This is a genomic window from Halomonas sp. NCCP-2165 (genome assembly GCF_023708045.1).
Lineage (GTDB): Bacteria > Pseudomonadota > Gammaproteobacteria > Pseudomonadales > Halomonadaceae > Bisbaumannia > Bisbaumannia pacifica.
Genome location: NZ_BRCY01000034.1, coordinates 11,838 through 33,749 on the forward strand (window position 1 = coordinate 11,838; position 21,912 = coordinate 33,749).

Annotated in this window: 20 protein-coding genes and 3 tRNA genes; 3 read left to right on the forward strand and 20 right to left on the reverse strand. The window is 68.0% G+C overall.

Annotated features, from left to right (window positions below; genetic code table 11):
• Positions 1-96: 96 nt before the first annotated feature.
• Genes smc through ccmA form a run of 10 tightly spaced genes read right to left on the reverse strand, consistent with a single transcriptional unit; the run spans position 97 to position 10,611 of the window.
• Positions 97-3,597 (reverse strand): chromosome segregation protein SMC, encoded by a 3,501-nt coding sequence (gene smc, locus NFU04_RS14335; RefSeq protein WP_251310120.1) that lies wholly within the window; start codon positions 3,595-3,597, stop codon positions 97-99.
• A gap of 20 nt (positions 3,598-3,617) precedes the next feature.
• A complete protein-coding gene (gene ccmI / locus NFU04_RS14340; RefSeq protein WP_251310121.1) occupies positions 3,618-4,862 on the reverse strand; it encodes a c-type cytochrome biogenesis protein CcmI in 1,245 nt (414 codons plus the stop codon).
• The gene (locus NFU04_RS14345) at positions 4,859-5,332 is read right to left on the reverse strand and encodes a cytochrome c-type biogenesis protein (protein ID WP_251310122.1); all 474 of its coding nucleotides are present in this window, start codon (positions 5,330-5,332) and stop codon (positions 4,859-4,861) included. Before NFU04_RS14345 ends, ccmI begins: the two co-directional genes overlap by 4 nt.
• Positions 5,323-5,850, reverse strand: a complete 528-nt coding sequence (locus NFU04_RS14350) for a DsbE family thiol:disulfide interchange protein (RefSeq protein WP_251310123.1) — start codon at positions 5,848-5,850, stop codon at positions 5,323-5,325. The genes NFU04_RS14345 and NFU04_RS14350 overlap by 10 nt, the downstream gene beginning before the upstream one ends.
• Positions 5,847-7,811 (reverse strand): heme lyase CcmF/NrfE family subunit, encoded by a 1,965-nt coding sequence (locus tag NFU04_RS14355; protein ID WP_285835161.1) that lies wholly within the window; start codon positions 7,809-7,811, stop codon positions 5,847-5,849. Before NFU04_RS14355 ends, NFU04_RS14350 begins: the two co-directional genes overlap by 4 nt.
• Before the next feature lie 15 nt (positions 7,812-7,826).
• Complete coding sequence (gene ccmE, locus NFU04_RS14360) at positions 7,827-8,285, reverse strand: cytochrome c maturation protein CcmE (RefSeq protein ID WP_146802154.1); 459 nt, start codon at positions 8,283-8,285, stop codon at positions 7,827-7,829.
• Positions 8,282-8,488 carry a heme exporter protein CcmD gene (gene ccmD, locus NFU04_RS14365; RefSeq protein WP_251310124.1) on the reverse strand — a complete coding sequence of 69 codons (207 nt, stop codon included), beginning with the start codon at positions 8,486-8,488 and terminating at the stop codon, positions 8,282-8,284. Before ccmD ends, ccmE begins: the two co-directional genes overlap by 4 nt.
• Positions 8,488-9,228, reverse strand: a complete 741-nt coding sequence (locus NFU04_RS14370; protein WP_251310125.1) for a heme ABC transporter permease — start codon at positions 9,226-9,228, stop codon at positions 8,488-8,490. The genes ccmD and NFU04_RS14370 overlap by 1 nt, the downstream gene beginning before the upstream one ends.
• A 23-nt stretch (positions 9,229-9,251) precedes the next feature.
• Positions 9,252-9,980, reverse strand: a complete 729-nt coding sequence (gene ccmB, locus NFU04_RS14375) for a heme exporter protein CcmB (protein ID WP_251310126.1) — start codon at positions 9,978-9,980, stop codon at positions 9,252-9,254.
• Positions 9,967-10,611 carry a cytochrome c biogenesis heme-transporting ATPase CcmA gene (ccmA, locus tag NFU04_RS14380; RefSeq protein ID WP_251310127.1) on the reverse strand — a complete coding sequence of 215 codons (645 nt, stop codon included), beginning with the start codon at positions 10,609-10,611 and terminating at the stop codon, positions 9,967-9,969. Before ccmA ends, ccmB begins: the two co-directional genes overlap by 14 nt.
• Before the next feature lie 209 nt (positions 10,612-10,820).
• Between ccmA and lexA the strand changes: the two genes are divergently transcribed.
• Together lexA and NFU04_RS14390 are read left to right on the forward strand one after the other, a co-directional pair.
• Positions 10,821-11,288, forward strand: a complete 468-nt coding sequence (lexA, locus tag NFU04_RS14385; RefSeq protein ID WP_146802149.1) for a transcriptional repressor LexA — start codon at positions 10,821-10,823, stop codon at positions 11,286-11,288.
• A complete protein-coding gene (locus NFU04_RS14390) occupies positions 11,285-11,905 on the forward strand; it encodes an IMPACT family protein (protein WP_251310128.1) in 621 nt (206 codons plus the stop codon). Before lexA ends, NFU04_RS14390 begins: the two co-directional genes overlap by 4 nt.
• Before the next feature lie 71 nt (positions 11,906-11,976).
• On the opposite strand, the gene NFU04_RS14395 is transcribed toward NFU04_RS14390, so the two are convergent.
• The 3 genes from NFU04_RS14395 to NFU04_RS14405 all read right to left on the reverse strand — a co-directional run bounded on the left by NFU04_RS14395 (position 11,977) and on the right by NFU04_RS14405 (position 15,442).
• On the reverse strand, positions 11,977-13,296 hold the full coding sequence (locus tag NFU04_RS14395; protein WP_251310129.1) for a sodium ion-translocating decarboxylase subunit beta: 1,320 nt from the start codon (positions 13,294-13,296) through the stop codon (positions 11,977-11,979).
• 10 nt (positions 13,297-13,306) lie between these two features.
• On the reverse strand, positions 13,307-15,124 hold the full coding sequence (gene oadA, locus NFU04_RS14400; RefSeq protein ID WP_251310130.1) for a sodium-extruding oxaloacetate decarboxylase subunit alpha: 1,818 nt from the start codon (positions 15,122-15,124) through the stop codon (positions 13,307-13,309).
• Positions 15,125-15,199: 75 nt separating this feature from the next.
• On the reverse strand, positions 15,200-15,442 hold the full coding sequence (locus tag NFU04_RS14405; protein ID WP_146804570.1) for an OadG family protein: 243 nt from the start codon (positions 15,440-15,442) through the stop codon (positions 15,200-15,202).
• Between the two features lie 160 nt (positions 15,443-15,602).
• Between NFU04_RS14405 and NFU04_RS14410 the strand changes: the two genes are divergently transcribed.
• Entirely contained in the window at positions 15,603-16,559 is a 957-nt protein-coding gene (locus tag NFU04_RS14410; protein ID WP_251310131.1) for a tRNA dihydrouridine synthase, read from the forward strand.
• 211 nt (positions 16,560-16,770) lie between these two features.
• Here NFU04_RS14410 and NFU04_RS14415 read toward each other — a convergent pair.
• The 7 genes from NFU04_RS14415 to NFU04_RS14445 form a co-directional block, all read right to left on the reverse strand.
• Positions 16,771-16,847 (reverse strand) — tRNA-Arg (locus tag NFU04_RS14415).
• A 57-nt stretch (positions 16,848-16,904) separates the two neighbouring features.
• A tRNA-Arg gene (locus tag NFU04_RS14420) sits at positions 16,905-16,981 on the reverse strand.
• Between the two features lie 32 nt (positions 16,982-17,013).
• Positions 17,014-17,106: transfer RNA gene (locus tag NFU04_RS14425), tRNA-Ser, on the reverse strand.
• Between the two features lie 101 nt (positions 17,107-17,207).
• Positions 17,208-17,402 carry a carbon storage regulator CsrA gene (csrA, locus tag NFU04_RS14430; RefSeq protein WP_146804306.1) on the reverse strand — a complete coding sequence of 65 codons (195 nt, stop codon included), beginning with the start codon at positions 17,400-17,402 and terminating at the stop codon, positions 17,208-17,210.
• A 184-nt stretch (positions 17,403-17,586) separates the two neighbouring features.
• Positions 17,587-18,837 carry an aspartate kinase gene (locus NFU04_RS14435; RefSeq protein WP_251310132.1) on the reverse strand — a complete coding sequence of 417 codons (1,251 nt, stop codon included), beginning with the start codon at positions 18,835-18,837 and terminating at the stop codon, positions 17,587-17,589.
• Between the two features lie 92 nt (positions 18,838-18,929).
• Positions 18,930-21,542 (reverse strand): alanine--tRNA ligase, encoded by a 2,613-nt coding sequence (gene alaS, locus NFU04_RS14440; protein WP_251310133.1) that lies wholly within the window; start codon positions 21,540-21,542, stop codon positions 18,930-18,932.
• 178 nt (positions 21,543-21,720) lie between these two features.
• A partial coding sequence (locus tag NFU04_RS14445) for an integrase core domain-containing protein (protein ID WP_251310134.1) occupies positions 21,721-21,912 on the reverse strand: 192 nt, incomplete at its 5' end.

Consider the following 21,912-nt stretch of genomic DNA (forward strand, 5'->3'; position numbering starts at 1 on the left):
CAAGTGGTGGCGCCGTCGCCTGCAATCGCCCCTTCTTATTCCCTGTTCGAGAACAGACTATCGCGTCTCGTCTCGGTTATCACCCTGTCGAAATAATCACGCTTCGGCCAGCACCGCGGCCTCGTCCACGCCGACCGACACCAGCCGCGAGACGCCGGGCTCCTGCATGGTAACCCCCATCAGACGGTCGGCGGCCTCCATGGCGATCTTGTTATGGGTGATATAGATGAACTGCACCCACTCCGACATCTCCTTTACCAGCTTGGCATAGCGACCCACGTTGGCATCATCCAGGGGGGCATCCACCTCATCGAGCATGCAGAAGGGTGCCGGATTGAGCTGGAAGATGGCGAACACCAGCGACAGGGCGGTGAGGGCCTTTTCGCCCCCGGAAAGCAGATGAATGGTGCTGTTCTTCTTGCCGGGAGGACGCGCCATGATGGCCACCCCGGTCTCCAGCAAATCGTCGCCGGTCAGCGTCAACCATGCGGTCCCGCCGCCGAAGACCTTGGGGAAAAGCGTCTGCAGGCCCTCGTTGACCTGGTCGAAGGTCTGCTTGAATCGAGTGCGGGTTTCCTGGTCGATCTTGCGAATCGCCCGATCGAGGGTCTCCAGGGCCTCGCTCAGTTCGGCATGCTGGGCCTCCAGGTAGTCGCGCCGCTCCGCCTGCTGCTCGTACTCCTCGATGGCCGCCAGGTTGATGGCCCCCAGGCGGCGAATCCGCTCGGTGGTGGCCTCCAGGTTGGTCTGCCAGGCGGACTCGGTGGCGTTGGGATCGAGGCCGGCCTCCAGGGTAGCGACGTCGTGGCCCAGCTCGGCGAGCTGCTCGTCCTGGGCCTCGGCCTTCATGGCCAGGGCCTGGCCCTGCAGCCGCGCCTCCTGGAGGCGCTCACGCACCCCCTCGAGGTTGCGCTCGTGGGTCTGGCGGGCCAGCTCGTCCTCGCGCAGCCGTTCGCCGAGGGCGGCGGCCCGATTGCGGCAGGCGTTGAGGGCGCGCTCCGCCTTGTCGCGCTCGTGAAGCAGCTCGTCGAGGCGCTCGCGGTGCTCCTCCTCGGGCTCACGCAGCATCTCGCGCTGCTCTTCCAGCTCGGCGCACTTCTCCTCCAGGCGGGCCCGGGCCTCCTCGCCGCGGCCCTGCTGCTGGGCCAGGCCGGCCCGCTCGGTGGTCAGCCGCTGGTGCTCCAGGGCCAGCTGCTGGGCGCGCTCCGCCAGGGGGCGCTGGCGACCGCGCAGTTGCGCCAGGCGCTCGGCCGCCTCGCGGCGCTGACGGTCCCGGGTCTCGCGGGTCTCACCCTGGGCCTCGAGGCATTCCATGGCCTGCTGCCAGGCCTCCCGGGCCTCCTCCAGGGTCAGCTCGGTCTCCTCATGGCGCTCGGCGAGGCGCGCCAGCTCCTCGTCCAGCTCCTCGGCACGGCTGGCCAGGTGCTCCAGGCGGCTGACCAGGTTGGCCTCGGCCAGGGCCAGCTGCTGGCGCCGTCCCTGTTGCTCCCGTTCGTCCTCGCGGCAACGCTCCAGGGCCTGCTCGAGGCCGGTCTCCTGGGCCTTGAGGTCGGCGAGCTCCGCCTCCAGGGCGTCCAGGCGCTCGCCGGCCTGGACCAGGGACTCGGCCACCTCGTCCCGGCGGCGACGGTTGAGCAGCAGGCCATCGCCGCCGGCCTGGGCGCCGCGACGCCGCGCCCAGCCGCGACCCAGCCAGAGGCCATCGGCACTGATCAGGCTCTCGCCGGGGGCCAGGCTCGCCTGGCGCCGCCAGGCCTCGGCCTGATCGGTGACACAGCGGATACCGGCCAGCAGCGCCTGCAGGGGACCGGCGCCCTCGACCCGCGCCGCCAGGCTGTCCGCCTCGCCGTCTGTCGGGGCGGGTTCCGGGTCGAGCAGCACCAGCTCGCCCTCGACCAGGCCGCCCAGCGCCTCGCGCCCCCCCTCCAGGGGAACCAGGCGGGCATTGAGCCAGGGCGCCAGCACCCAGGCCAGGCTCTCCTCCCAGCCCGCCGCCACCTGGAGTCGCTCGCCCAGGCGCGGCGCCGCGGCGAGGCCATGACTTTCCAGGTGCGACTCCAGGGCCTGGTCGTCGTCGCTCAGGGCGGCGGCGATCAGGGCCTCCAGGGAGGCCAGCTCGCCCTCCAGGCGGCTGCGCCGCTGGCGCAGGGTCTCGCGCTCGCTCTCACGCTCGGCGAGCCGCTCGCGCAAGGCCTGACGCTCGCCCTGCAGCGACTCGCGACGCGACTCCTGACTCTCCTGGGCCAGGTCGGCCTCCGCCAGTTGCTCGGCGAGCTCGTCACGCTGGGCACGCAGCTCGGCCAGGCCCGGCAGCTCGTCGCGCTGCTGGCGGCGGCGCTGACGCTCATTGGCGATGCCGGCCAGGGCCTGCTCCAGGGTCTTGATGCGATCCTGGGTACGCTCCGCCTCGCGGCTCGCCTCCCGGTAGGCGTCGTTGAAGGCCTCCCACTGCTCGCCGGCCTCGAGAGCCTGGCCCTCGGCCTCCTCCAGGGCGGCCTCCAGCTCGGCGAGCGCTTCGGCTACCTCTTCCTGCTCCGGCCCCAGGGTCTCGAGGCGCTCCTCCACCGCGGCCAGGCGTTCGCCGTCCGCCTCGCCCAGGCGATCCAGGTCGGCCAGCTCGCGGCGAGCGCTCTCCAGGTCCCGGGCCAGTTGCGCCTCGCGACCCCGGGCATGCTCCAGGCTCTGCTCGATGCGCGCCACGGCGGCGGTGCTCTCGTAGAAGCGCGCCTGGTGGCCCTCCAGCTCCTCGGCCAGGCGGTCGTGCTCGACCCGGGCCTCCTCGAGGCGCGACTCGCACTGGCGCTGCCCCAGCAGCTCGCGCTCCACGGCGGTCTCCAGGTCGCGGACCCGATGCTCCTGCTCGCCCTGCTCGGCACGCAGGGCGCGGCCACGCAGCAGGGCCAGCTCGCCCTTGAGGCGGTGCTCCTGCTCCTTGAGCTGGCGGTAGCGACGCGCCGCCTCGGCCTGGCGCTTGAGGCGCTCGAGCTGCTTGTCGAGTTCCTCGCGGATATCGTCCAGGCGCTCCAGGTTCTCCTGGGTGCGACGCATGCGGTTCTCGGTCTCGCGGCGACGCTCCTTGTACTTGGAGATGCCGGCGGCCTCTTCCAGGGTCGAGCGCAGCTCCTCGGGACGCGCCTCGATCAGCCGCGAGATCATGCCCTGGCCGATGATGGCGTAGGAACGGGGGCCCAGGCCGGTGCCCATGAAGAGGTCGGCGATATCGCGGCGCCGGCACTTCTGGCCGTTGAAGAAGTAGCCGGACTGGCCGTCCCGGGTCACCTGACGCTTCACCGAGATCTCGGCGTACTGGGCATAGACGCCGCCGAGGCCGCCGTCGCGGTTGTCGAAGCGCAGCTCGATGCTGGCCTGGCCCACCGGCTTGCGCCCGGTGGAGCCGTTGAAGATGACATCGGCCATCGACTCGCCGCGCAGGGTCTTGGCGGAGGACTCCCCCATGACCCAGCGCACCGCGTCGATGATATTGGACTTGCCGCAGCCGTTGGGCCCGACGATGGCGGTCATGTTGCCATCGAAGGGCACGGTCACGGGGTCGACGAAGGACTTGAAGCCGACCAGCTTGATGGAGGTGAGGCGCATAACCCGTCCCTGGTTGGCGACTAGTCGACGATACGGTCGATGCGGACCTCGATGGGCTCGGCGTCGGCGTCCTGCAGGGCCACGGCGTCATGCTCGCCGAACAGGTCACCGGCCTCGGGGGCGGCCTGACCGCTGCGCGAGACCCGCACCACCAGCCGCGCCTCCGAGACCTGGGAGAGGCGCGCCTGGGGACTCATGGCATCGGCGTCGCTGAGGCGCAGGGTGGCGGGCAGCTCGCCGACGCTGAGCCGCGCCACCGCCAGGGGCGGCAGCTCGCCCGCGACGTCCCGGGCCACCACGAAGACCGGGGTCGCCTCGTCCAGCCCCTCGCCCAGGCCCTCGGCCAGGGCGATGCGCAGGTTCAGGCCCGGCCCCTCGGCCAGGGTGGCATCGATCTCCTCCCGGGAGGCGCCCAGGCGCTCCTGGGCCACGGCGATGCCCTGACGCAGGGCCTCGGCGGAGGCCGGGTCCTCGAAACCGGCCACGGCACGGCGCCAGTGCTCGATGGCCTGCTCGTAGCGGCCGCTATCGAAGGCGGCGATGCCCAGCATGCCCTGCACCGTGGGCTGACGGGGGTCCTCGGCGAGCACCTCGTCGACCAGCGCCTGGACCTCCTCGGTGAGGGTACGGTTGGCGACGAAGAACTCGATCTGGGCCAGTTGGGCGACCAGCGGCACCTGGCGCCCCTCCAGCTCGATCAACCGCTCCAGGGCGCGGATCGCCGCCGCCCCCTGACCGGTATCCCGGTAGAGGGGGTAGAGGCTCATCCACACATTGGGGTTGTCCGGCTGGCGGGCGGCCTCCTGCTCCAGGCGCTGGATCATCAGGCCCGCCGAGGCCTCGGGGGCCTGGCGCGCCTCCTGGATGGCGGTGTAGAGGGCCAGGTTGTCCTCCTCGCCCTCCTGCTGGTACCAGGCCACGGCGGCGATCACCACCACCACCATGATCAGCGGTACCGCCAGGCGCCCGGAGCGCGCCGTCTTGAGGGGGCGCGCCTCGAGGTCGGCGGTATCCTCCAGCAGGCTGCGCTCCAGTTCCAGCCGGTCTTCCGCGAAGCGCTCGGCATCGATCTCGCCGCGCTCCCGGGCCGCCTCCAGGGAGGCCAGGCGGCGTCGGAACACCGCGACGTTCTGCTCGGCGGTGCGGTCGTTGTCTTCGAAGTCGCGCTGGGCGGCGTGCACCGCGGCGGCGCGGCGCAGCGGATGGCTCAGCAGCCACAAGGCCGGCACCAGCAGCAGGGCAAAGGCGATCCAGAGTTGCGTCATTGCGACCTCTCGCGATTGATCAGGGCATCCAGGCGCTCGCGCTCGGCGGCGCTGAGCCGCCGGGCGGAGGCGTTGCGCCGGGCACGCACCACCAGCACCACCAGCAGTCCGCCCACGCCCAGCAGGGCCACGGGCAGTCCCCACAGCAGGTAGGTGCGGCCTTCCAGGCGCGGGTTATAGAGCACATAGTCACCGAAGCGCTCGGTCATATGGTTGAGGATCTCGATATCCGCGCGACCGTCCAGCAGCAGCCGATAGACCCGCTCGCGCATGTCCGCGGAGACCGGGGCGTCGGAGTCGTCGATGGCCTGGTTCTGGCACAGCGGGCAGCGCAGCGAGGCGGTCAGGCTGTGATAGCGCTGCTCCAGCACCGGATCGTCGAACTCCCGGGTCTCGATGGCGCCGGCCCAGGCCAGGCCACCGCCCAGCAGCAGCGCCAGACCCAGGGCCAGGAAACGCATCACTGCCATTTCTGCACCTCCGGAAGAATCACCTCACGCACGTCCTGCGGCGTGATATAGCCGGTGTGGTGGTAGCGGATGATGCCGTCGCGATCCACCAGGAAGGTCTCGGGGGCGCCGTAGACCCCCAGCTCGAAGCCCAGCTCCCCCTCCGGGTCGAAGATATTGACCTCGAAGGGGTTGCCGAACTCCGCCAGGAACTCCAGGCCCTGCTCGCGGGTGTCCTTGTAGTCGATGCCCACCAGGCGAATGCCGCGCTCGGCCAGGTCGAGCAGCTGCGGCATCTCCTGCTTGCAGGTCGGGCACCACTCGCCCCACACATTGACCAGGGTCACCTGGCCTTCCAGCAGGGAGCGGTCGACGCGCCGCTCAGGATCCTCCAGGGTACTCGCCTCGAAGGCGGGGAAGTCCCGGGCCAGCAACGCCGAATCGCGCTGGGCGGGGTCCAGGGAGAGGCCACGATAGAGGAAGATCGACAGCACCAGGAAGCCCAGCAGGGGCACCAGCAGGATCAGGCGACGCTTCATGCCAGGGCCTCCTTTCCGGCCGGGGCCGTGGCCCGACGGCGATAGCGGCGATCCGCCACCGCCAGCACGCCGCCGGCGGCCATCAGCAGGCCACCCAGCCACAGCCAGCGCACGAAGGGCTTGTATTGGATGCGAATGGCCCAGCTCCCGTCCTCCAGGTCCTCGCCCATGGCCACGTAGAGGTCACGGAACAGGCCGGGGCGCAGCGCCACCTGGGTCATGGGCATGCCACGGGCGAGATAGAGGCGCTTCTCGGGGGCCATGGTGAAACTCCGCGAGGCCCCCTCGCGGCGCACCTCGAAGGTGGCGGTGTCGGCCAGGAAGTTGGGGCCGCGGCGCGCCTGCAGGTCGGTCAGGGCGAACTCGTAGCCGGCCACCTGGACGCTGTCGCCGGGGGCCAGGCGCACGTTGCGCTCCACGCTGTAGTTGGAGACCACGGCGACCCCGACGATGGTCACCGCCACGCCCAGGTGGCCCAGCACCATGCCCCAGTAGGCCAGCGACAGGCGCCCGAGGCCGGTCTTGCGGCTCTTGTCATACAGATCGCGAAGAATCGGCAGCACCAGCCAGAGGGCGCTGACCAGCCCCAGGCTGACCCAGAGATTCCACTCGCCGCCGTACAGCAGCGGCGCCAGGATGCCGATCACCAGGGCGGCCAGGCCGGCGAGCGCCAGGCGCCGCCACAGCTCGCCGGCGGCCATGCGCTTCCAGCGGGACACCGGCCCCAGCCCCATGAACAGGCAGAGCACCACGGTCAGCGGCACGAAGAGGGCGTTGAAATAGGGAGGGCCGACGCTGATCTTGCCCATGTCCAGGGCGTCCAGCAGCAGCGGGTAGACGGTGCCCAGCAGCACGGTGACGGTCATGATCACCAGCAGGATATTGTTGATCAGCAGCAGGGCATCCCGGGAGAGCCAGTTGAAGCCCACCGCATGACTGACCCGCGGCGCGCGCAGGGCGAAGATCAGCAGCGACAGGCCCACGGTGATGCCCAGCAGCATCAGGATAAAGAAGCCGCGGCTGGGGTCGTTGGCGAAGGCATGCACCGAGGTGAGCACCCCGGAGCGCACCAGGAAGGTGCCGAGCAGCGACAGCGAGAAGGTGGAGATGGCCAGCAGCACCGTCCAGCTCTTGAAGGCGCCACGCTTCTCGGTCACCGCCAGGGAGTGAATCAGCGCCGTGCCCGCCAGCCAGGGCAGCAGGGAGGCGTTCTCCACCGGGTCCCAGAACCACCAGCCGCCCCAGCCCAGCTCGTAGTAGGCCCACCAGCTCCCCAGGGCGATGCCCACGGTCAGGAAGGCCCAGGCGATATTCGTCCAGGGGCGTGCCCAGCGGGTCCAGGCGGCGTCCAGGCGACCGCCCAGCAGGGCGGCGATGGCGAAGGCGAAGACCACCGAGAAGCCCACATAGCCCATATAGAGGGTCGGGGGATGGATGATCAGGCCGAAATCCTGGAGCAGCGGATTGAGGTCGGCGCCGTCGCCGGGCACATTGGGCAGCAGCCGCTCGAAGGGGTTGGAGGTGATCAGGATAAAGGCCAGGAAGCCGATGCTGATCAGCCCCATGATGCCCAGCACCCGGGCCAGCATCGCCTCGGGCAGGTTGCGGGAGAAGCACGCCACCGCGAAGCTCCAGCCCGCCAGCATCAGGATCCACAGCAGCATGGAGCCCTCGTGGTTACCCCACACGGCGCTGACCTTGTAGTACCAGGGCAGCAGGGAGTTGGAGTTGTTGGCCACGTTGGCGACGCTGAAGTCATCGAGCAGGTAGCTGGCCGAGAGGCACAGGAAGGCCAGCAGCACGAAGCCGAACTGGCCCGCGGCCATGGGCCTTGCATAGGCCATCCACAGCGGGCGCCGCGTCGCCGCCCCGGCCAGGGGCATCAGCGCCTGCACCAGCGCCATCAGCAGCGCCAGGATCAGGGCGAAGTGGCCGATTTCGGGGATCATCTGGATCAGCATGGTGACTCCGGGACCTCAGTCGAGCTTCACGCCATAGTCGGCGGGGGAGTAACCGGCGGCCTCCAGGGCCTCGGCCACCTCGGTGGGCATGTAGTTCTCGTCGTGACGGGCCAGTACCTCGTCGGCGCGCAGCACGCCCTCCTCGGTGAGGCGCCCCACCACCACCACGCCCTGCCCCTCGCGGAACAGGTCGGGGAGGATGCCGCTGTAACGCACCGCCAGGTCCTCGACGAAATCGGTGACCACGAATTCCACGTCCAGGCTGTCGCGGTTACGCGTCACGCTGCCCTCCTTGACCATGCCGCCGGCACGAATCTGGCGATCGATGGGGGCCTCGCCGGCGGCGATCTGGATGGGGCTGAAGAAGAGGTTGATATTGGAACGCAGGGCATAGAGGGTCAGGCCGATGGCGATGGCCGCCAGCGATACCAGGCCCAGGATCACGAACAGCTTCTGTTTACGCTTGGGGGTCATGCGCCTTCCTCGATATCGGTGTTGCGTGGCGCCTGGCGCTCCCGCCGGGCGCGACGCTTGAGTTCTCGCAGCAGCTGGCGGCGCTCGGCGCGGGCATGCAGCACGCTTCCCACCAGCAGGGCGGCGGTCAGCCCCCAGGCGGTCCAGACATAGGGCGCATGGCCGCCCATGGCCAGAAAATCCGACACGCTCTCGAAGGCCATCAGGCGCCCTCCTCGGCCAGCGCCTGCACCCAGCGTTTGCCGGACTCGCGTCGCAGGATCTCGTTGCGGGTACGCATCAGGGTCAGGGCGATAAAGAAGCAGTAGAAACCCAGCACCATCATCAGCAGCGGCGCCCACATCTCCAGCGGCATGGTCGGGCGCGAGGTGATGGTGAAGCTGGCCGGCTGGTGGAGGGTGTACCACCAGTCCACCGAGTACTTGATGATGGGGATATTGATCACCCCCACCATGGCCAGCACCGAGGCGGCCCGGGAGCCGCTGTCGCGGCTGGCGAAGGCCCCGCGCAGGGCGATCACGCCGACGTAGAGGAACAGCAGGATCAGCATGGAGGTGAGGCGCGCGTCCCAGATCCACCAGGTGCCCCAGGTGGGAATGCCCCAGACGCCGCCGGAGAAGAGTGCGACGAAGGTCATCGCCGCCCCCAGCGGCGCCATCACCGCCGCCGCCATGTCCGCTACCTTGATCTTCCAAACCATGAAGACCAGGCCGGCGCTGGCCATGCCGACGAAGATCGACTGGGCCAGGAAGGCCGCCGGGACATGCACATAGATGATGCGGAAGCTATTGCCCTGCTGATAGTCGGCGGGCGCGAAGGCCAGGCCCCAGATCGTGCCGGCCAGGATCAGGAGTGTCGCCGCGGCCCAGAACCAGGGCATCAGCCGTGCGCTGATGCCGTAGAACCACTTGGGCGAGCCGAGCTTATGAATAAAGGCCCACATGAGTGTCGATCACCTCGAGAAGATTAGCCGTTGACGCTGATGCGCAGGGCGGCGGCGATGGCCCAGGGCGCCAGCATCACCGCCAGGGCCAGCAGGGCCCCGAGAATCGCCAGATGCGCGCCGACCCCATCCCCCAGCAGGGCCGCCTGGACGGCCCCGGCGCCGAAGATCAGCACCGGAATATAAAGCGGCAAGACCAGCAGCGACAGCAGCACCCCGCCCCGCGCCAGCCCCACCGTCAGGGCGGCGCCGATGGCCCCTACCAGGCTGAGGCTGGCGCTGCCCAGGGCCAGGGCCAGCATCAGGATCAGATGGCTCCCCGCGGGCAGGCCCAGCATCAGTCCCAGGACCGGGGCCATCAATGCCAGGGGCAGGCCGGTGAGCAGCCAGTGTACCATCACCTTGGCCAGCACCATGGCGGCCAGGGGCTGGGGGGCCAGCAGCAGCTGCTCGAGGCTGCCATCCTCGAAGTCGGCACGGAACAGCGAATCCAGCGACAGCAGGGTCGCCAGCAGGGCCGCCACCCATAGCAGCCCCGGCGCCACCGTGGCCAGCAGCCGGGGGTCCGGGGAGAGCCCCAGGGGAAAGAGGGTGATCACCAGGGCGAAGAACACCAGGGGATTCATCACCTCGCTGCGCCGACGCAGCATCAGGGTCAGGTCGCGCCTCAGGGTCGCCACCAGTGCGACCCCGAGACCGCCGCGGGGTTCCACCACCGTCAGGGGCTGATCGAGGGTATCACTGGATGACATGGCGCCCTCCCTCGCCCAGGCGAATGCGGCGCAGCTCGCCCAGGGGCGTCAGGTCGTGGTGGGTGGTGAGGATCACGCTGCCGCCGCGACGGGCATGCGCCAGCAGGCGGCGCTCCAGGGCCTCGACCCCCTGCTTGTCGATGGCGGTAAAGGGCTCGTCGAGGATCCACAGGGGACGCGGGGTCAGTTCCAGGCGCGCCAGGGCCACCCGGCGCTGCTGACCCGCCGACAACTGCGCCGCCGGCACGTCCTCGAAGCCGCCCAGGCCGACCCGCTCCAGGGCCGTCATGCGCGCCGCCTCGCTGCCGACGTCGCCGGCCAGGGCCTGGTACCAGGCGAGGTTTTCCAGGGGCGTCAGGGCCGCCTTGACCCCCGGCGCATGGCCGAGATAGAGCAGATTGGCCAGGTAGTGATCGCGTACCCGGGCGATCGGCTGATCGCCCCAGCGCAGCTCGCCATCGAAGTCGTGCAGCTGCCCGGAGAGGATCTTCAACAGGGTGGTCTTTCCGCTGCCGTTGGGGCCTTCGATACGCAGGATCTGACCGCCTTCGACGTCGAAATCCAGGTCGCGAAACAGCTCGCGCCCATCGCGTTCACAGCTCAACTGGCAGCCTTGCAGGCGGAAGCTCACCACACTCTCCCGGCATCGTTGGTCAGCCGGGCACTTTACATGGAAAGCCATTCCCAGACCAGCCTGACCGATGCGTCAGCCAGTCGCAGCGCGGCGTCGGCCAAGGTGGCGCTTGCCAGATGGCCAGGCCTTGCTATGATTCAGAATACTGTAAATAGTTACAGTAACTCGCCTCGCGGCATCGCGCCGCCTCGCCAGGGAGATAGAGCATGCAGTCTGTCGCCACCCATTACCTCTACCGCCGCCCCAACCTGCCGCTGGCCGATGCCTGGGAACCCCTGGATGCCAGCGACCTGGTGGAGATCCCGCTGCTCGGCCAGGTCGCCGCCGGCATGCCCATGGAGGCCTGCCACCAGGCCGGGGCCATTCATGTGCCCAGCCGCATGGTGCGTCGCAATACCTATGCCCTGCGGGTGCGCGGCGATTCGATGATCGACTGCAATATCCATGACGGCGACGTTATCATCATCGAGCGCCAGGAGAGCGCCGAGAACGGCGAGACCGCCGTGGTGATGATCAACGACCAGGAGGTCACCTTGAAGAAGCTCTATATCGAGAAGCGCGGCGTGCGCCTGCAGCCCGCCAACGAGAGCATGGCCCCGATCTTCCTCGACAACGACGACGTCCAGGTCCTCGGCCTGGTGATGGGCGTGGTGCGCCAGGGCCTGGATGGATGAGCTACCCGATTCCCGATCTGCCCGCCGGCCAGTGGCTGGCCCACGAGCTGGAAGTGGAACGCAGTCGCTTCCTCGCCTGGGTCTGCCATGCCCCCGAGCCGGCGGCCTTCGAGGCCCTGCTCACCGAGGCACGCCGCCAGCACCCCGGTGCCAGCCACCACTGCAGCGCCTTTATCGCCGGTCCGCCCGGCGAGCAGCAGGCCATCGGCTTCTCCGATGATGGCGAACCCGGCGGCACCGCCGGCCGCCCCATGTACCAGGTGCTGGAGGGTAGCGGCCTGGGCCAGGTGGGCTGCGTGGTGACTCGCTACTTCGGCGGCACCAAGCTGGGCACCGGCGGCCTGGCCCGGGCCTATGCCCAGGCGGTGGCCCAGGCCCTGGAGACCCTGCCCACCCGCTCCTTTACGCCCCGGGAGTCACGGCGCCTGGCGGTGGCCTTCGCCGGCGAGGCCGAGGCCCGGCACTGGCTGGAGGGCCGAGACGTGCCCATCGAGGCCGTCGACTACGGCGCCGCAGGGGTCATCCTCACCGTGGGCTGGCCCCAGGGCGAGGCCGTCGATATCACCCCGCTCAGCGCCCGCCTCAAGGGCGAGGTACGCCTGCTCGACCATTCCTAAGGCCTTCCGCCCCCATACGACGATGGCGCCCCGTGGGGCGCCATCGAAGCATACCAGTACCCAGCGAGGCCTTAGCCCAGGTACTTGATCATCACCCCGGCGGCCACCGCCGAGCCGATCACCCCGGCCACGTTGGGACCCATGGCATGCATCAGCAGGAAGTTGTGCGGGTTGGCCTCCAGGCCCACCTTGTTGGAGACCCGCGCCGCCATGGGCACCGCCGAGACCCCCGCCGAGCCGATCAGCGGGTTGATCGGCACCTTGCTGACCGCATTCAACAGCTTGGCCATCAGGATGCCCGCCGCGGTACCGATGGCGAAGGCCACGATCCCCAGCCCCATGATGCCCAGGGTCTCCACCGCCAGGAACTGGCTGGCCACCAGCTTGGAACCCACCGAGAGCCCCAGGAAGATGGTGACGATATTGATCAGGGCGTTCTGGGCGGTATCGGAGAGGCGCTCCACCACGCCGCACTCGCGCATCAGGTTACCGAAACAGAACATCCCCAGCAGCGGCGCCGCATCCGGCAGGAAGAGCGCCACCAGCACCAGCAGCACCAGCGGGAAGACGATCTTCTCCAGCTTGGAGACCGGGCGCAGCTGGCTCATGGCGATGGCCCGTTCCTTCTCGCTGGTCAGGGCACGCATGATCGGCGGCTGGATCAACGGCACCAGCGCCATATAGGCGTAGGCCGCCACGGCGATGGCCCCCAGCAGTTCCGGCGCCAGGATGCTCGACACATAGATGGAGGTCGGGCCGTCGGCACCACCGATGATGCCGATGGCGGCGGCCTGATTGAGCGAGAAGTCCATTACCCCCAGGGCGGTCAGCCCCACCGCCCCCATCAGGGTGGCGAAGATCCCGAACTGGGCCGCGGCCCCCAGGAAGAGGGTGCGCGGATTGGCCAGCAGGGGCCCGAAGTCGGTCATGGCCCCGACCCCCATGAAGATCACCAGGGGCGCCACGCCGGAAGCGATGGCCACGCTGTAGAACTGGTACAGCATGCCATTGTTGTAACCGGCGCCCTTGGCGATATCGGTGGCGGCTCGCACCAGCTCCGGCGGCAGACCTCCATGGGCGGCGCCGTAGAGGGTGGTGCGCCACGCCTCCACATCGCTACCGGCCAGGCTCACCTGCATGACCGATGCCAGCTCCTGAAGCACCGCCGGCCGCGCCACCTCGATGGCCTGATCCAGCGCCGAGAGCGCCAGCCCCGCCTCGGGGATATTGGCCAGGATGCCGCCGAAGCCGATGGGTACCAGCAGCAGGGGTTCGAACTTCTTGTGGATCGCCAGGTAGAGCAGCAACAGCCCGATGACGATCATCACGACTTGGCCCAGGCCCAGGTTGTAGAGCCCCGAGCCGTACCAGAGAGTCAGCAACTTATCCATGACAATGCCCTTAGAGAACGATCAACGTATCGCCGACCGATACGCTGTCGCCTTCCTTGACCTTGACCTCGGCAACGGTGCCGCTGCTGGCCGCACGCACCTCGGTCTCCATCTTCATCGCCTCGAGGATGATCACCACATCCCCCTCGGCGACGCTATCCCCCGGCTTGACGTTGACCTTGAAGATATTGCCGGCCAGGGGCGCGACGACCGCCTCGCCGCTGCCGGCGGCGGGGGCCGCCGGGGCGGACGGCGCGACCGCCTGAGGCGCACCGCCCTGGGCCTGCACCTGCTGGATCTGGCCCCCCTCGGCCACCTCGACCACATACTGCTTGCCGTTGACGGTGAGGGTGTAGGTCTCGGGAGTGCCGGCCGGCGCCTGGGCCTCGGCCTTGGCGGGCACCTGGGCACCGCCGTTATCCGCGGCCTGGGGCGCCGGCTCGAAGGCATCCGGATTATCGCGATTCTTGAGGAACTTCAGGCCGATCTGCGGGAAGAGCGCATAGGTCAGGACATCATCGATCTCGCGCTCGCCCTCGGCCAGGCGAATACCCTCCGCCTTGGCCTTCTCCTTGAGCTCGGCGGCCAGGCGATCCATCTCCGGCTCCAGCCGATCCGCCGGGCGGCAGGTGATGGGCTCGCCGCCCTCCAGCACTCGCGCCTGCAGCTCCTGGTTGAACTCGGCGGGGGCCGCGCCGTACTCGCCCTTGAGCAGCGCCTGGACCTCCTTGGAGATCGACTTGTAGCGCTCACCCATCATCACGTTCATCACCGCCTGGGTGCCGACGATCTGGGAGGTCGGCGTCACCAGCGGAATAAAGCCCAGGTCCTCACGCACCTTGGGAATCTCGGCCAGGACGTCGTCCAGCCTGTCGCCGGCGCCCTGCTCCTTGAGCTGATTCTCCATGTTGGTGAGCATGCCCCCCGGCACCTGGGCGACCAGGATGCGCGAGTCGATACCTTTCAGGGAGCCCTCGAAGGCGGCGTACTTCTTGCGTACCTCACGGAAGTAGGCGGCGATCTCTTCCAGCAGCTCCAGGTCGAGGCCGGTGTCCCGCTCGGTGCCCTGGAGGATGGCCACCACCGACTCGGTGGGGCTGTGACCATAGGTCATGGACAGGGAGGAGATGGCGGTGTCGACGTTGTCGATGCCCGCCTCGGCGGCCTTGAGGGCGGTGGCGGTGGACATGCCGGTGGTGGCATGACACTGCATATGAATGGGGATATCCACCGCGGCCTTGAGCTTGGTGACCAGCTCATAGGCGTCGTAGGGCTTGAGCAGGCCGGCCATATCCTTGATGGCCAGGGAGTCGGCGCCCATGGCGGCGATGCGCTTGCCGAGCTCGACCCAGCCATCCAGGGTATGCACCGGGCTGACGGTATAGGAGAGGGTGCCCTGGGCGTGGCCTTCCACCTTGCGCACCGCGGCGATGGCCCGCTCCAGGTTGCGCGGATCGTTCATGGCGTCGAAGACCCGGAAGACGTCCACCCCATTGGTACGCGCCCGCTCGACGAACTTGTCCACCACGTCGTCGGCGTAGTGGCGATAGCCCAGCAGGTTCTGCCCCCGCAGCAGCATCTGCTGACGGGTGTTGGGCATCGCCTCCTTGAGGGCGCGGATGCGCTCCCAGGGGTCCTCGCCCAGGTAGCGAATGCAGGCGTCATAGGTGGCGCCGCCCCAGGACTCCACCGACCAGAAGCCGACCCGGTCGAGCTTCTCGGCAATGGGCAGCATGTCGTCCAGGCGCATGCGGGTGGCAAGCAGCGACTGATGAGCGTCTCGTAGCACCACATCGGTGATGCCCAGCGGGCGTTGGGTCTGAGTCATGACCTTGTCGTCCTTATGATTGGAAGTCGAAGCGTGACAGCCGGAAGGGCGGCTCCCGGCGCGAAGCGTTTCGCCTTAACGACGATGACGCTGGCGATAGCGATGCACGGCGGCGCTCAATACCGCCAGCAGCTCCTCGTCGTCTTGCCGGGCCGGCGCCGCGGCCGGAGCCTTCGGTTCCGGCGCCGGCACCAGCCGATCGACCACCCGGCTCATCAGGGTGGTGGCAATGACCAGCAACGTCAGGAAGACGAAGACGAAGCCCATGCCGAAGCCCATCAGGGCCAGGCCTTCTTGTAAGAGTTCCGTGTCCAGCATCTCAGGTTCCCCTTGCTTGTCCCGCCGCCGGTGAACTCGCCGGGCGGTGGGCGCTATTCGGCTGATACAATAAGCTGCCTGAATCTACAAAGTTTGCAATGGCACCATGGTTGATCAGCTTGTTAATTTACTACATGAAGGGCGGATCGGCCTAGCGCCCATGGAGGGAATCCTCGACGCCCACGCCCGAACCCTGCTCACCGCGCGCCCCGGCTTCGACTGGGCGGTGACCGAATTCGTGCGCGTCGTCGATGCCCGCCTGCCGCCCCGGGTCTTCCATAAGCACTGCCCGGAGCTGGCGATCACGCCCCCCGCCACGCCCAGCGGCGTCCCGGTGCAATTGCAGTTGCTGGGCTCCGACCCCGACGCCCTGGCCGCCAATGCGCGACAGGCCCTGCGCCTGGGCGCCGGCGGCATCGACCTCAATTTTGGCTGCCCGGCCAAGACCGTCAATCGCCACGACGGCGGCGCCGCCCTGCTGCGCGACCCACGCCGGGTGGAGGCCGCCGTGGCCGCCGTGGCGGGCGCCGTGGGCGACAGCCTCCCGGTCACCGCCAAGATTCGCCTCGGCTTCTCCGATCGCCGACTGGCCCTGGCCTGCGCCCTGGCGGCCCAGCGCGGCGGCGCCCGCCACCTGGTGGTACATGCCCGCACCCGGGACGAGGGCTATCGCCCGCCGGCCCACTGGGAGTGGATCGCCCGCATCCGCCGCGCCCTGAGCATTCCGGTGATCGCCAATGGCGATATCTGGACCCTGGAGGAGTACTGGAAGGCGCGCACCCTCTCCGGTTGCCGGGACGTGATGCTGGGCCGCGGCGCCCTCGCCGACCCCTGGCTGGCGCCGCGTATCCGCCACTGGCAGCTCACGGGAGAACGCTTACCGATCACCCCCTGGGCGGCCCGCGCCGAGATCCTCACCGCCTATGCCTGCCTCAAGCGCGACACCCTCCCCGAGCGGGTGGTGGTCTCGCTGCTCAAGCAGTGGCTCAACCAGATGCGCGGCCGTGATGCCGAGGCGGCTCGTCGCTTCGCCACGCTGCGCCGCATCACGGCGCTGGACGATTTTCTCGAGGGCCTCGCCACGACACAAGACGCCACGGCGCTGACGGACCGATAACGCCGCTGTCAGGCAATCGGAAGACGTCGAGAGTGGCGATTGACGAGAACCCGGCGGCCGGGACGCCGCCGGATATGAGGGTTGATCCGACAAAAAGAAGGCGCCACGGCTTTCGCCGGGCGCCAAACGATCGTCGAGCCCCGCCCTCGCTGGCAGGTCTCGGCTAGTGAAAAGCAGAAAACCCGCTCCGAGTGGAGCGGGTTTGAGTATCTGGCGCGCCCGGGAGGATTCGAACCTCCGACCACCTGATTCGTAGTCAGGTACTCTATCCAGCTGAGCTACGGGCGCTTATCAGAAAATTCAGGCGACTCCTATCGACTCTGACCATCGGTCCCGTGTCGATAATGGCGCGCCCGGGAGGATTCGAACCTCCGACCACCTGATTCGTAGTCAGGTACTCTATCCAGCTGAGCTACGGGCGCATGCCTGAGTGTCGATGCCGGCCTAGGCCGTATGGCGGAGAGGGAGGGATTCGAACCCTCGATGAGGCTATAAACCCCATACTCCCTTAGCAGGGGAGCGCCTTCAGCCACTCGGCCACCTCTCCCTCATCAACACGGCGCGTATGTTAGCGTTTCCAATGGGGTTTGTCCAACACTTGGGGAAACTTTTTTTATTCGAAGCGCGGCAGCGGGCGGATTTCCTGCCTCAGGCGGGGTTGCCTTCGTCATCATCGGCCCGTTCACGCTGGATGCGCTGATAGATCTCTTCACGATGTACCGCGACATCCTTGGGGGCATTGACGCCGATGCGGACCTGATTGCCCTTGACGCCCAGGACGGTGACGGTGATGTCGTCGCCGATCATAAGCGTCTCACCGACACGGCGGGTCAAGATGAGCATGGCTGATCTCCTTCTCAGACTTATGGTTGCACGGGATGCGCATATTTTTATGTAACCGAATTGAATTATGCGTCATGCAAGGCCCCAGGCCAAATGCCCCGCCCAACGAAAAAGCCGAGGCCCCGCGGGGCCTCGGCTTCCGGGCCTTCCCTTCAGCGTAGAAGGGATGACAGGCACTGGCGCGTTACTCGCTCTCGATATCGCTCTTGTCGAGGCCGAAGGCACTGTGCAGGGCGCGCACGGCCAGCTCCATCTGTTTCTCGTCGATCACCACGGAGATCTTGATCTCGGAGGTGGAGACCATGCGGATATTGATGTTCTCCTCGGCGAGCACGCGGAACATCTTGGAGGCCACGCCGGCGTGGGAGCGCATGCCCACGCCCACCAGGGAGACCTTGGCGATATTGTCGTCGCCCTTCACCTCGCCCTCACCCAGGTCCGGCAGCACCTGCTCGTTGAGGATCTTCAGGGTCTGCTTGTAGTCGCCCTTGGCGACGGTGAAGGTGAAGTCGGTGTAGTCGCCGGCCGGCGCCACGTTCTGCACGATCATGTCGACTTCGATGTTGGCGTCGGCGATGGGCCCCAGGATTCGCGAGGCCACGCCGGGCACGTCCGGGGTATTGAGCAGGGTCAGCTTGGCCTCGTTGGCGGTGAAGGCGATACCGGAGATCAGCGGTTCTTCCATGGAGTCCTCTTCTTCATCTGTGTCAGCGACGATCAGGGTGCCGGGGCCGTCCTGGAAACTGGACAGCACGCGCAGCGGCACATTGTATTTCCCGGCGAACTCGACGGCGCGGATCTGCAGCACCTTGGAGCCCAGGCTGGCCAGCTCGAGCATCTCCTCCACGGTGACGGTATCCAGGCGCTGAGCCTTGGAGCAGACCCGCGGGTCGGTGGTGTAGACGCCATCCACGTCGGTGTAGATCTGGCACTCGTCGGCGCCCAGGGCCGCGGCCAGGGCCACCCCGGTGGTGTCGGAGCCGCCGCGACCGAGGGTGGTGATATTGCCCTCCTCGTCGACCCCCTGGAAGCCGGCGACCACCAGCACCTTGCCCTCGTCCAGGTCCTCGCGCATTTCGTCGGTCTCGATGCGCTGGATGCGCGCCTTGGTGTGGGCGCTGTCGGTGAGGATGCCCACCTGGGAGCCGGTGTAGGAGGTGGCCGGCACGCCCAGCTTGTGCAGGGCCATGGCCAGCAGGGAGATGGTCACCTGCTCGCCGGTGGAGACCAGCATGTCCATCTCGCGGGGCGTAGGCTCGTCATTGATCTCGTTGGCCATGCCGATCAGACGATTGGTCTCGCCGCTCATGGCGGAGACCACCACCACCACCTGGTGACCGTCCTCGCGGAACCTCTTGACCTTCTCGGCCACGGCCTTGATGCGCTCCACGGAGCCCACCGAGGTACCGCCGAATTTCTGTACGTATAACGCCATATGCAAGTGTCCTGATTGGTCAGTGAATCGATGAATGATCGGGAACCGGCAAAGAAAAGGGCCGGGGCATTGCTGCCACTCGGCCCTTCGTATCAAGAGGCGAGCTTGGCCTCGAGCCAGCTCGGCACACTCTCCAGGGCCCCCGGCAGGGCAGAGGCATCGCTGCCCCCGGCCTGGGCCATGTCGGGGCGGCCGCCGCCCTTGCCGCCCACCTGGGCGGCCACGTGATTGACCAGTTCGCCGGCCTTGACGCGGGCGGTGAGGTCATCGGTGACCCCGGCGATCAGGCTGACCTTGCCGCCTTCCGGATCGGCCACGCCGAGCACGATGATGCCGGATCCCAGCTTGTTCTTGAGCTGGTCGAGGACACCACGCAGCTCCTTGCCGGAGACGCCCTCGAGCTGCTTGGCCAGCAGCTTGACGCCGCCCACCTCGCGGGCCTCGGCGAGCATGTCGCTGCCGGCGGCGCTGGCCAGCTTGGCCTTGAGGCGCTCGAGTTCCTTCTCCAGGCCGCGGTTGCGCTCGGTCAGGGCGGCGACCCGCTCCTCGACCTGCTCCGGCTTGGCCTTGAGACGCTCGCCGATGCGTGCCACCCGGGCCTCCTGCTCGCGGAAGTAGGCCAGGGCCGCCTCGCCGGTGAGCGCCTCGATCCGGCGCACGCCGGCGGCGATGCCCGCCTCGGTAACGATATGGAAGCAGCCGATATCGCCGCTGCGCGCCACATGGGTGCCGCCGCACAGTTCCACGGAGTAGCCGTCGGCGCCGATGGTCAGCACCCGCACGCTGTCGGCGTACTTGGCCTCGAAGAGCGCCGCCGCGCCGCGGGCCTTGGCCTCGTCGAGGCTCATATGCTCGACGCGGGTCTCGGCATTGGCGAGGATCTGGGCGTTGACCCGGGACTCCACCTCGGCCAGCTGCTCGGGCGTCATCGCCTCGAAGTGGCTGAAGTCGAAGCGCAGCCGCTCGGCGCTGACCAGGGAGCCCTTCTGCTGCACATGCTCGCCCAGCACCTCGCGCAGCGCCTGGTGCAGCAAGTGGGTGGCGGAGTGATTGCGCACCGTGGCCTCACGCAGGGAGGCGTCCACCCGAGGCTTCACCTGGGCGCCCACGGCGAGCTCGCCCGCCACCATCAGCCCCTGATGGAGATGGTGACTGCCCTGCTTCTGGGTATCGGTGACCTGGAAACGTGCGCCGTCGAGCTCCAGATAGCCGGTGTCGCCCACCTGGCCGCCGGACTCGCCATAGAAGGGGGTGCGATCCAGCACCACCACGCCCTTCTGGCCCTCGGCCAGGCCCGCCAGCTCGTTGCCGGCGGCATCGACGATGGCGGTGACGGTGGCCTCGTCCTCCAGGCGGTCGTAGCCGGTGAAGTCGGTCTCGCCGTCGAGCTCGAGGGCCGCGCCATAGTCGGCACCGAACTGGCTGGCGGCCCGGGCGCGCTCGCGCTGGGCCTCCAGTTCACGCTGGAAGCCGGCCTCGTCGAGGCTCACGCCGCGCTCGCGGCAGACGTCGGCGGTCAGGTCATAGGGGAAGCCGTAGGTGTCGTAGAGCTTGAACACCGTTGCCCCGGGCAGCATCTCGCCATCGAGCTCGCCCAGCGCCGCTTCCAGCAGGCCCATGCCATGATCCAGGGTGCGCGCGAACTGCGCCTCTTCCTTGGCCAGCACCCGTTCGATCTGCTCGCGGCCCTGGCGCAGTTCCGGATAGGCGTGACCCATCTCGGCATCCAGCGCCGCCACCAGCTTGTGGAAGAAGGCGCCCTGGGCACCCAGCTTGTGACCGTGGCGGATGGCACGGCGGATGATCCGGCGCAGCACATAGCCGCGCCCCTCGTTGGAGGGCAGCACGCCATCGGCGATCAGGAAGGCGCAGGAGCGGATATGGTCGGCGATCACCCGCAGCGAGGGGGTACTGGTGTCGCCGTGACCGGTGGCCTCGGCGGCGGCGGCCAGCAGGTTCTGGAAGAGGTCGATCTCGTAGTTGGAGTGCACCCCCTGCATCACCGCGGCGATGCGCTCCAGGCCCATGCCGGTGTCGATGGAGGGCTTGGGCAGCGGATTGAGGGTGCCCTGGGCGTCCCGGTCATACTGCATAAAGACCAGGTTCCAGATCTCGATATAGCGGTCGCCGTCCTCTTCCGGGCTGCCGGGAGGGCCGCCCCAGACCTCGGGGCCATGATCGTAGAAGATCTCGGAGCTGGGCCCGCAGGGGCCGGTGTCGCCCATCTGCCAGAAGTTGTCCTCGTCCAGCTTGGAGAAGCGCGCCGGGTCGATGCCCATCTCCTCCTTCCAGATCTTTTCCGCCTCGTCGTCGCTGATATGCACCGTGACCCAGAGCTTCTCCTTGGGCAGGCCCAGGGTCTCGGTGAGGAAGGTCCAGGCGAAGCGAATGGCGTCGCGCTTGAAGTAGTCGCCGAAGCTGAAGTTGCCCAGCATCTCGAAGAAGGTGTGATGGCGGGCGGTGTAGCCGACGTTGTCCAGGTCGTTGTGCTTGCCGCCGGCGCGCACGCAGCGCTGGGACGAGGTGGCCCGCACATAGGGACGCGGGTCGCGCCCCAGGAAGACGTCCTTGAACGGCACCATGCCGGCGTTGGTGAACAGCAGGGTCGGGTCGTTGCCCGGCACCAGGGAGCTGGACGGCACGATGGTATGGCCCTGCGCCTCGAAGTAGCTCAGAAAGGCCTGTCTGATATCTGCACTCTTCATAATAAGTCCGTGTGGATAAGCCTGAAGACGCCTGGGCGCCCGGCGCCGGGGCACCGTCGCAAAGAGGACCATTATAACGCAGTCGTCAAGGAACTTTCAGCGGGCCATCGGCGACCGCCGCTGTCGCGGGGAGATAAGTGGCCAGCAGAAGCGAGTATGGTCGCTGGAAGCAACCACCCTAGATGTGTAAACCCACCAGGTTGTTCACAGAAAGACCTAGCCGGCTAACCGGAGGATGGTAATCCAAGCTGGCATGCGGTCGATGCCAGTTGTACTGGTGAAGCCAAACCAGCAGATACCGGCCCCGCTGCTCCGAGCTGTCATAGGATCGCGCATAGGCCCACTCGCGCAGGGCGGTTTGAATAAACCG

Coding starts and splice junctions, on each gene's coding strand:
- NFU04_RS14395 (WP_251310129.1), bottom strand. CDS start 13,296: ATGGATAAGTTGCTGACTCTCTGGTACGGCTCGGGGCTCTACAACCTG.
- NFU04_RS14370 (WP_251310125.1), bottom strand. CDS start 9,228: ATGTGGGCCTTTATTCATAAGCTCGGCTCGCCCAAGTGGTTCTACGGC.
- ccmB (WP_251310126.1), bottom strand. CDS start 9,980: ATGTCATCCAGTGATACCCTCGATCAGCCCCTGACGGTGGTGGAACCC.
- NFU04_RS14405 (WP_146804570.1), bottom strand. CDS start 15,442: ATGCTGGACACGGAACTCTTACAAGAAGGCCTGGCCCTGATGGGCTTC.
- ccmE (WP_146802154.1), bottom strand. CDS start 8,285: ATGACCCCCAAGCGTAAACAGAAGCTGTTCGTGATCCTGGGCCTGGTA.
- lexA (WP_146802149.1), top strand. CDS start 10,821: ATGCAGTCTGTCGCCACCCATTACCTCTACCGCCGCCCCAACCTGCCG.
- NFU04_RS14345 (WP_251310122.1), bottom strand. CDS start 5,332: ATGGCAGTGATGCGTTTCCTGGCCCTGGGTCTGGCGCTGCTGCTGGGC.
- NFU04_RS14355 (WP_285835161.1), bottom strand. CDS start 7,811: ATGCTGATCCAGATGATCCCCGAAATCGGCCACTTCGCCCTGATCCTG.
- NFU04_RS14435 (WP_251310132.1), bottom strand. CDS start 18,837: ATGGCGTTATACGTACAGAAATTCGGCGGTACCTCGGTGGGCTCCGTG.
- ccmI (WP_251310121.1), bottom strand. CDS start 4,862: ATGACGCAACTCTGGATCGCCTTTGCCCTGCTGCTGGTGCCGGCCTTG.
- csrA (WP_146804306.1), bottom strand. CDS start 17,402: ATGCTCATCTTGACCCGCCGTGTCGGTGAGACGCTTATGATCGGCGAC.
- alaS (WP_251310133.1), bottom strand. CDS start 21,542: ATGAAGAGTGCAGATATCAGACAGGCCTTTCTGAGCTACTTCGAGGCG.
- NFU04_RS14390 (WP_251310128.1), top strand. CDS start 11,285: ATGAGCTACCCGATTCCCGATCTGCCCGCCGGCCAGTGGCTGGCCCAC.
- oadA (WP_251310130.1), bottom strand. CDS start 15,124: ATGACTCAGACCCAACGCCCGCTGGGCATCACCGATGTGGTGCTACGA.
- smc (WP_251310120.1), bottom strand. CDS start 3,597: ATGCGCCTCACCTCCATCAAGCTGGTCGGCTTCAAGTCCTTCGTCGAC.
- NFU04_RS14350 (WP_251310123.1), bottom strand. CDS start 5,850: ATGAAGCGTCGCCTGATCCTGCTGGTGCCCCTGCTGGGCTTCCTGGTG.
- ccmD (WP_251310124.1), bottom strand. CDS start 8,488: ATGGCCTTCGAGAGCGTGTCGGATTTTCTGGCCATGGGCGGCCATGCG.
- NFU04_RS14410 (WP_251310131.1), top strand. CDS start 15,603: ATGGAGGGAATCCTCGACGCCCACGCCCGAACCCTGCTCACCGCGCGC.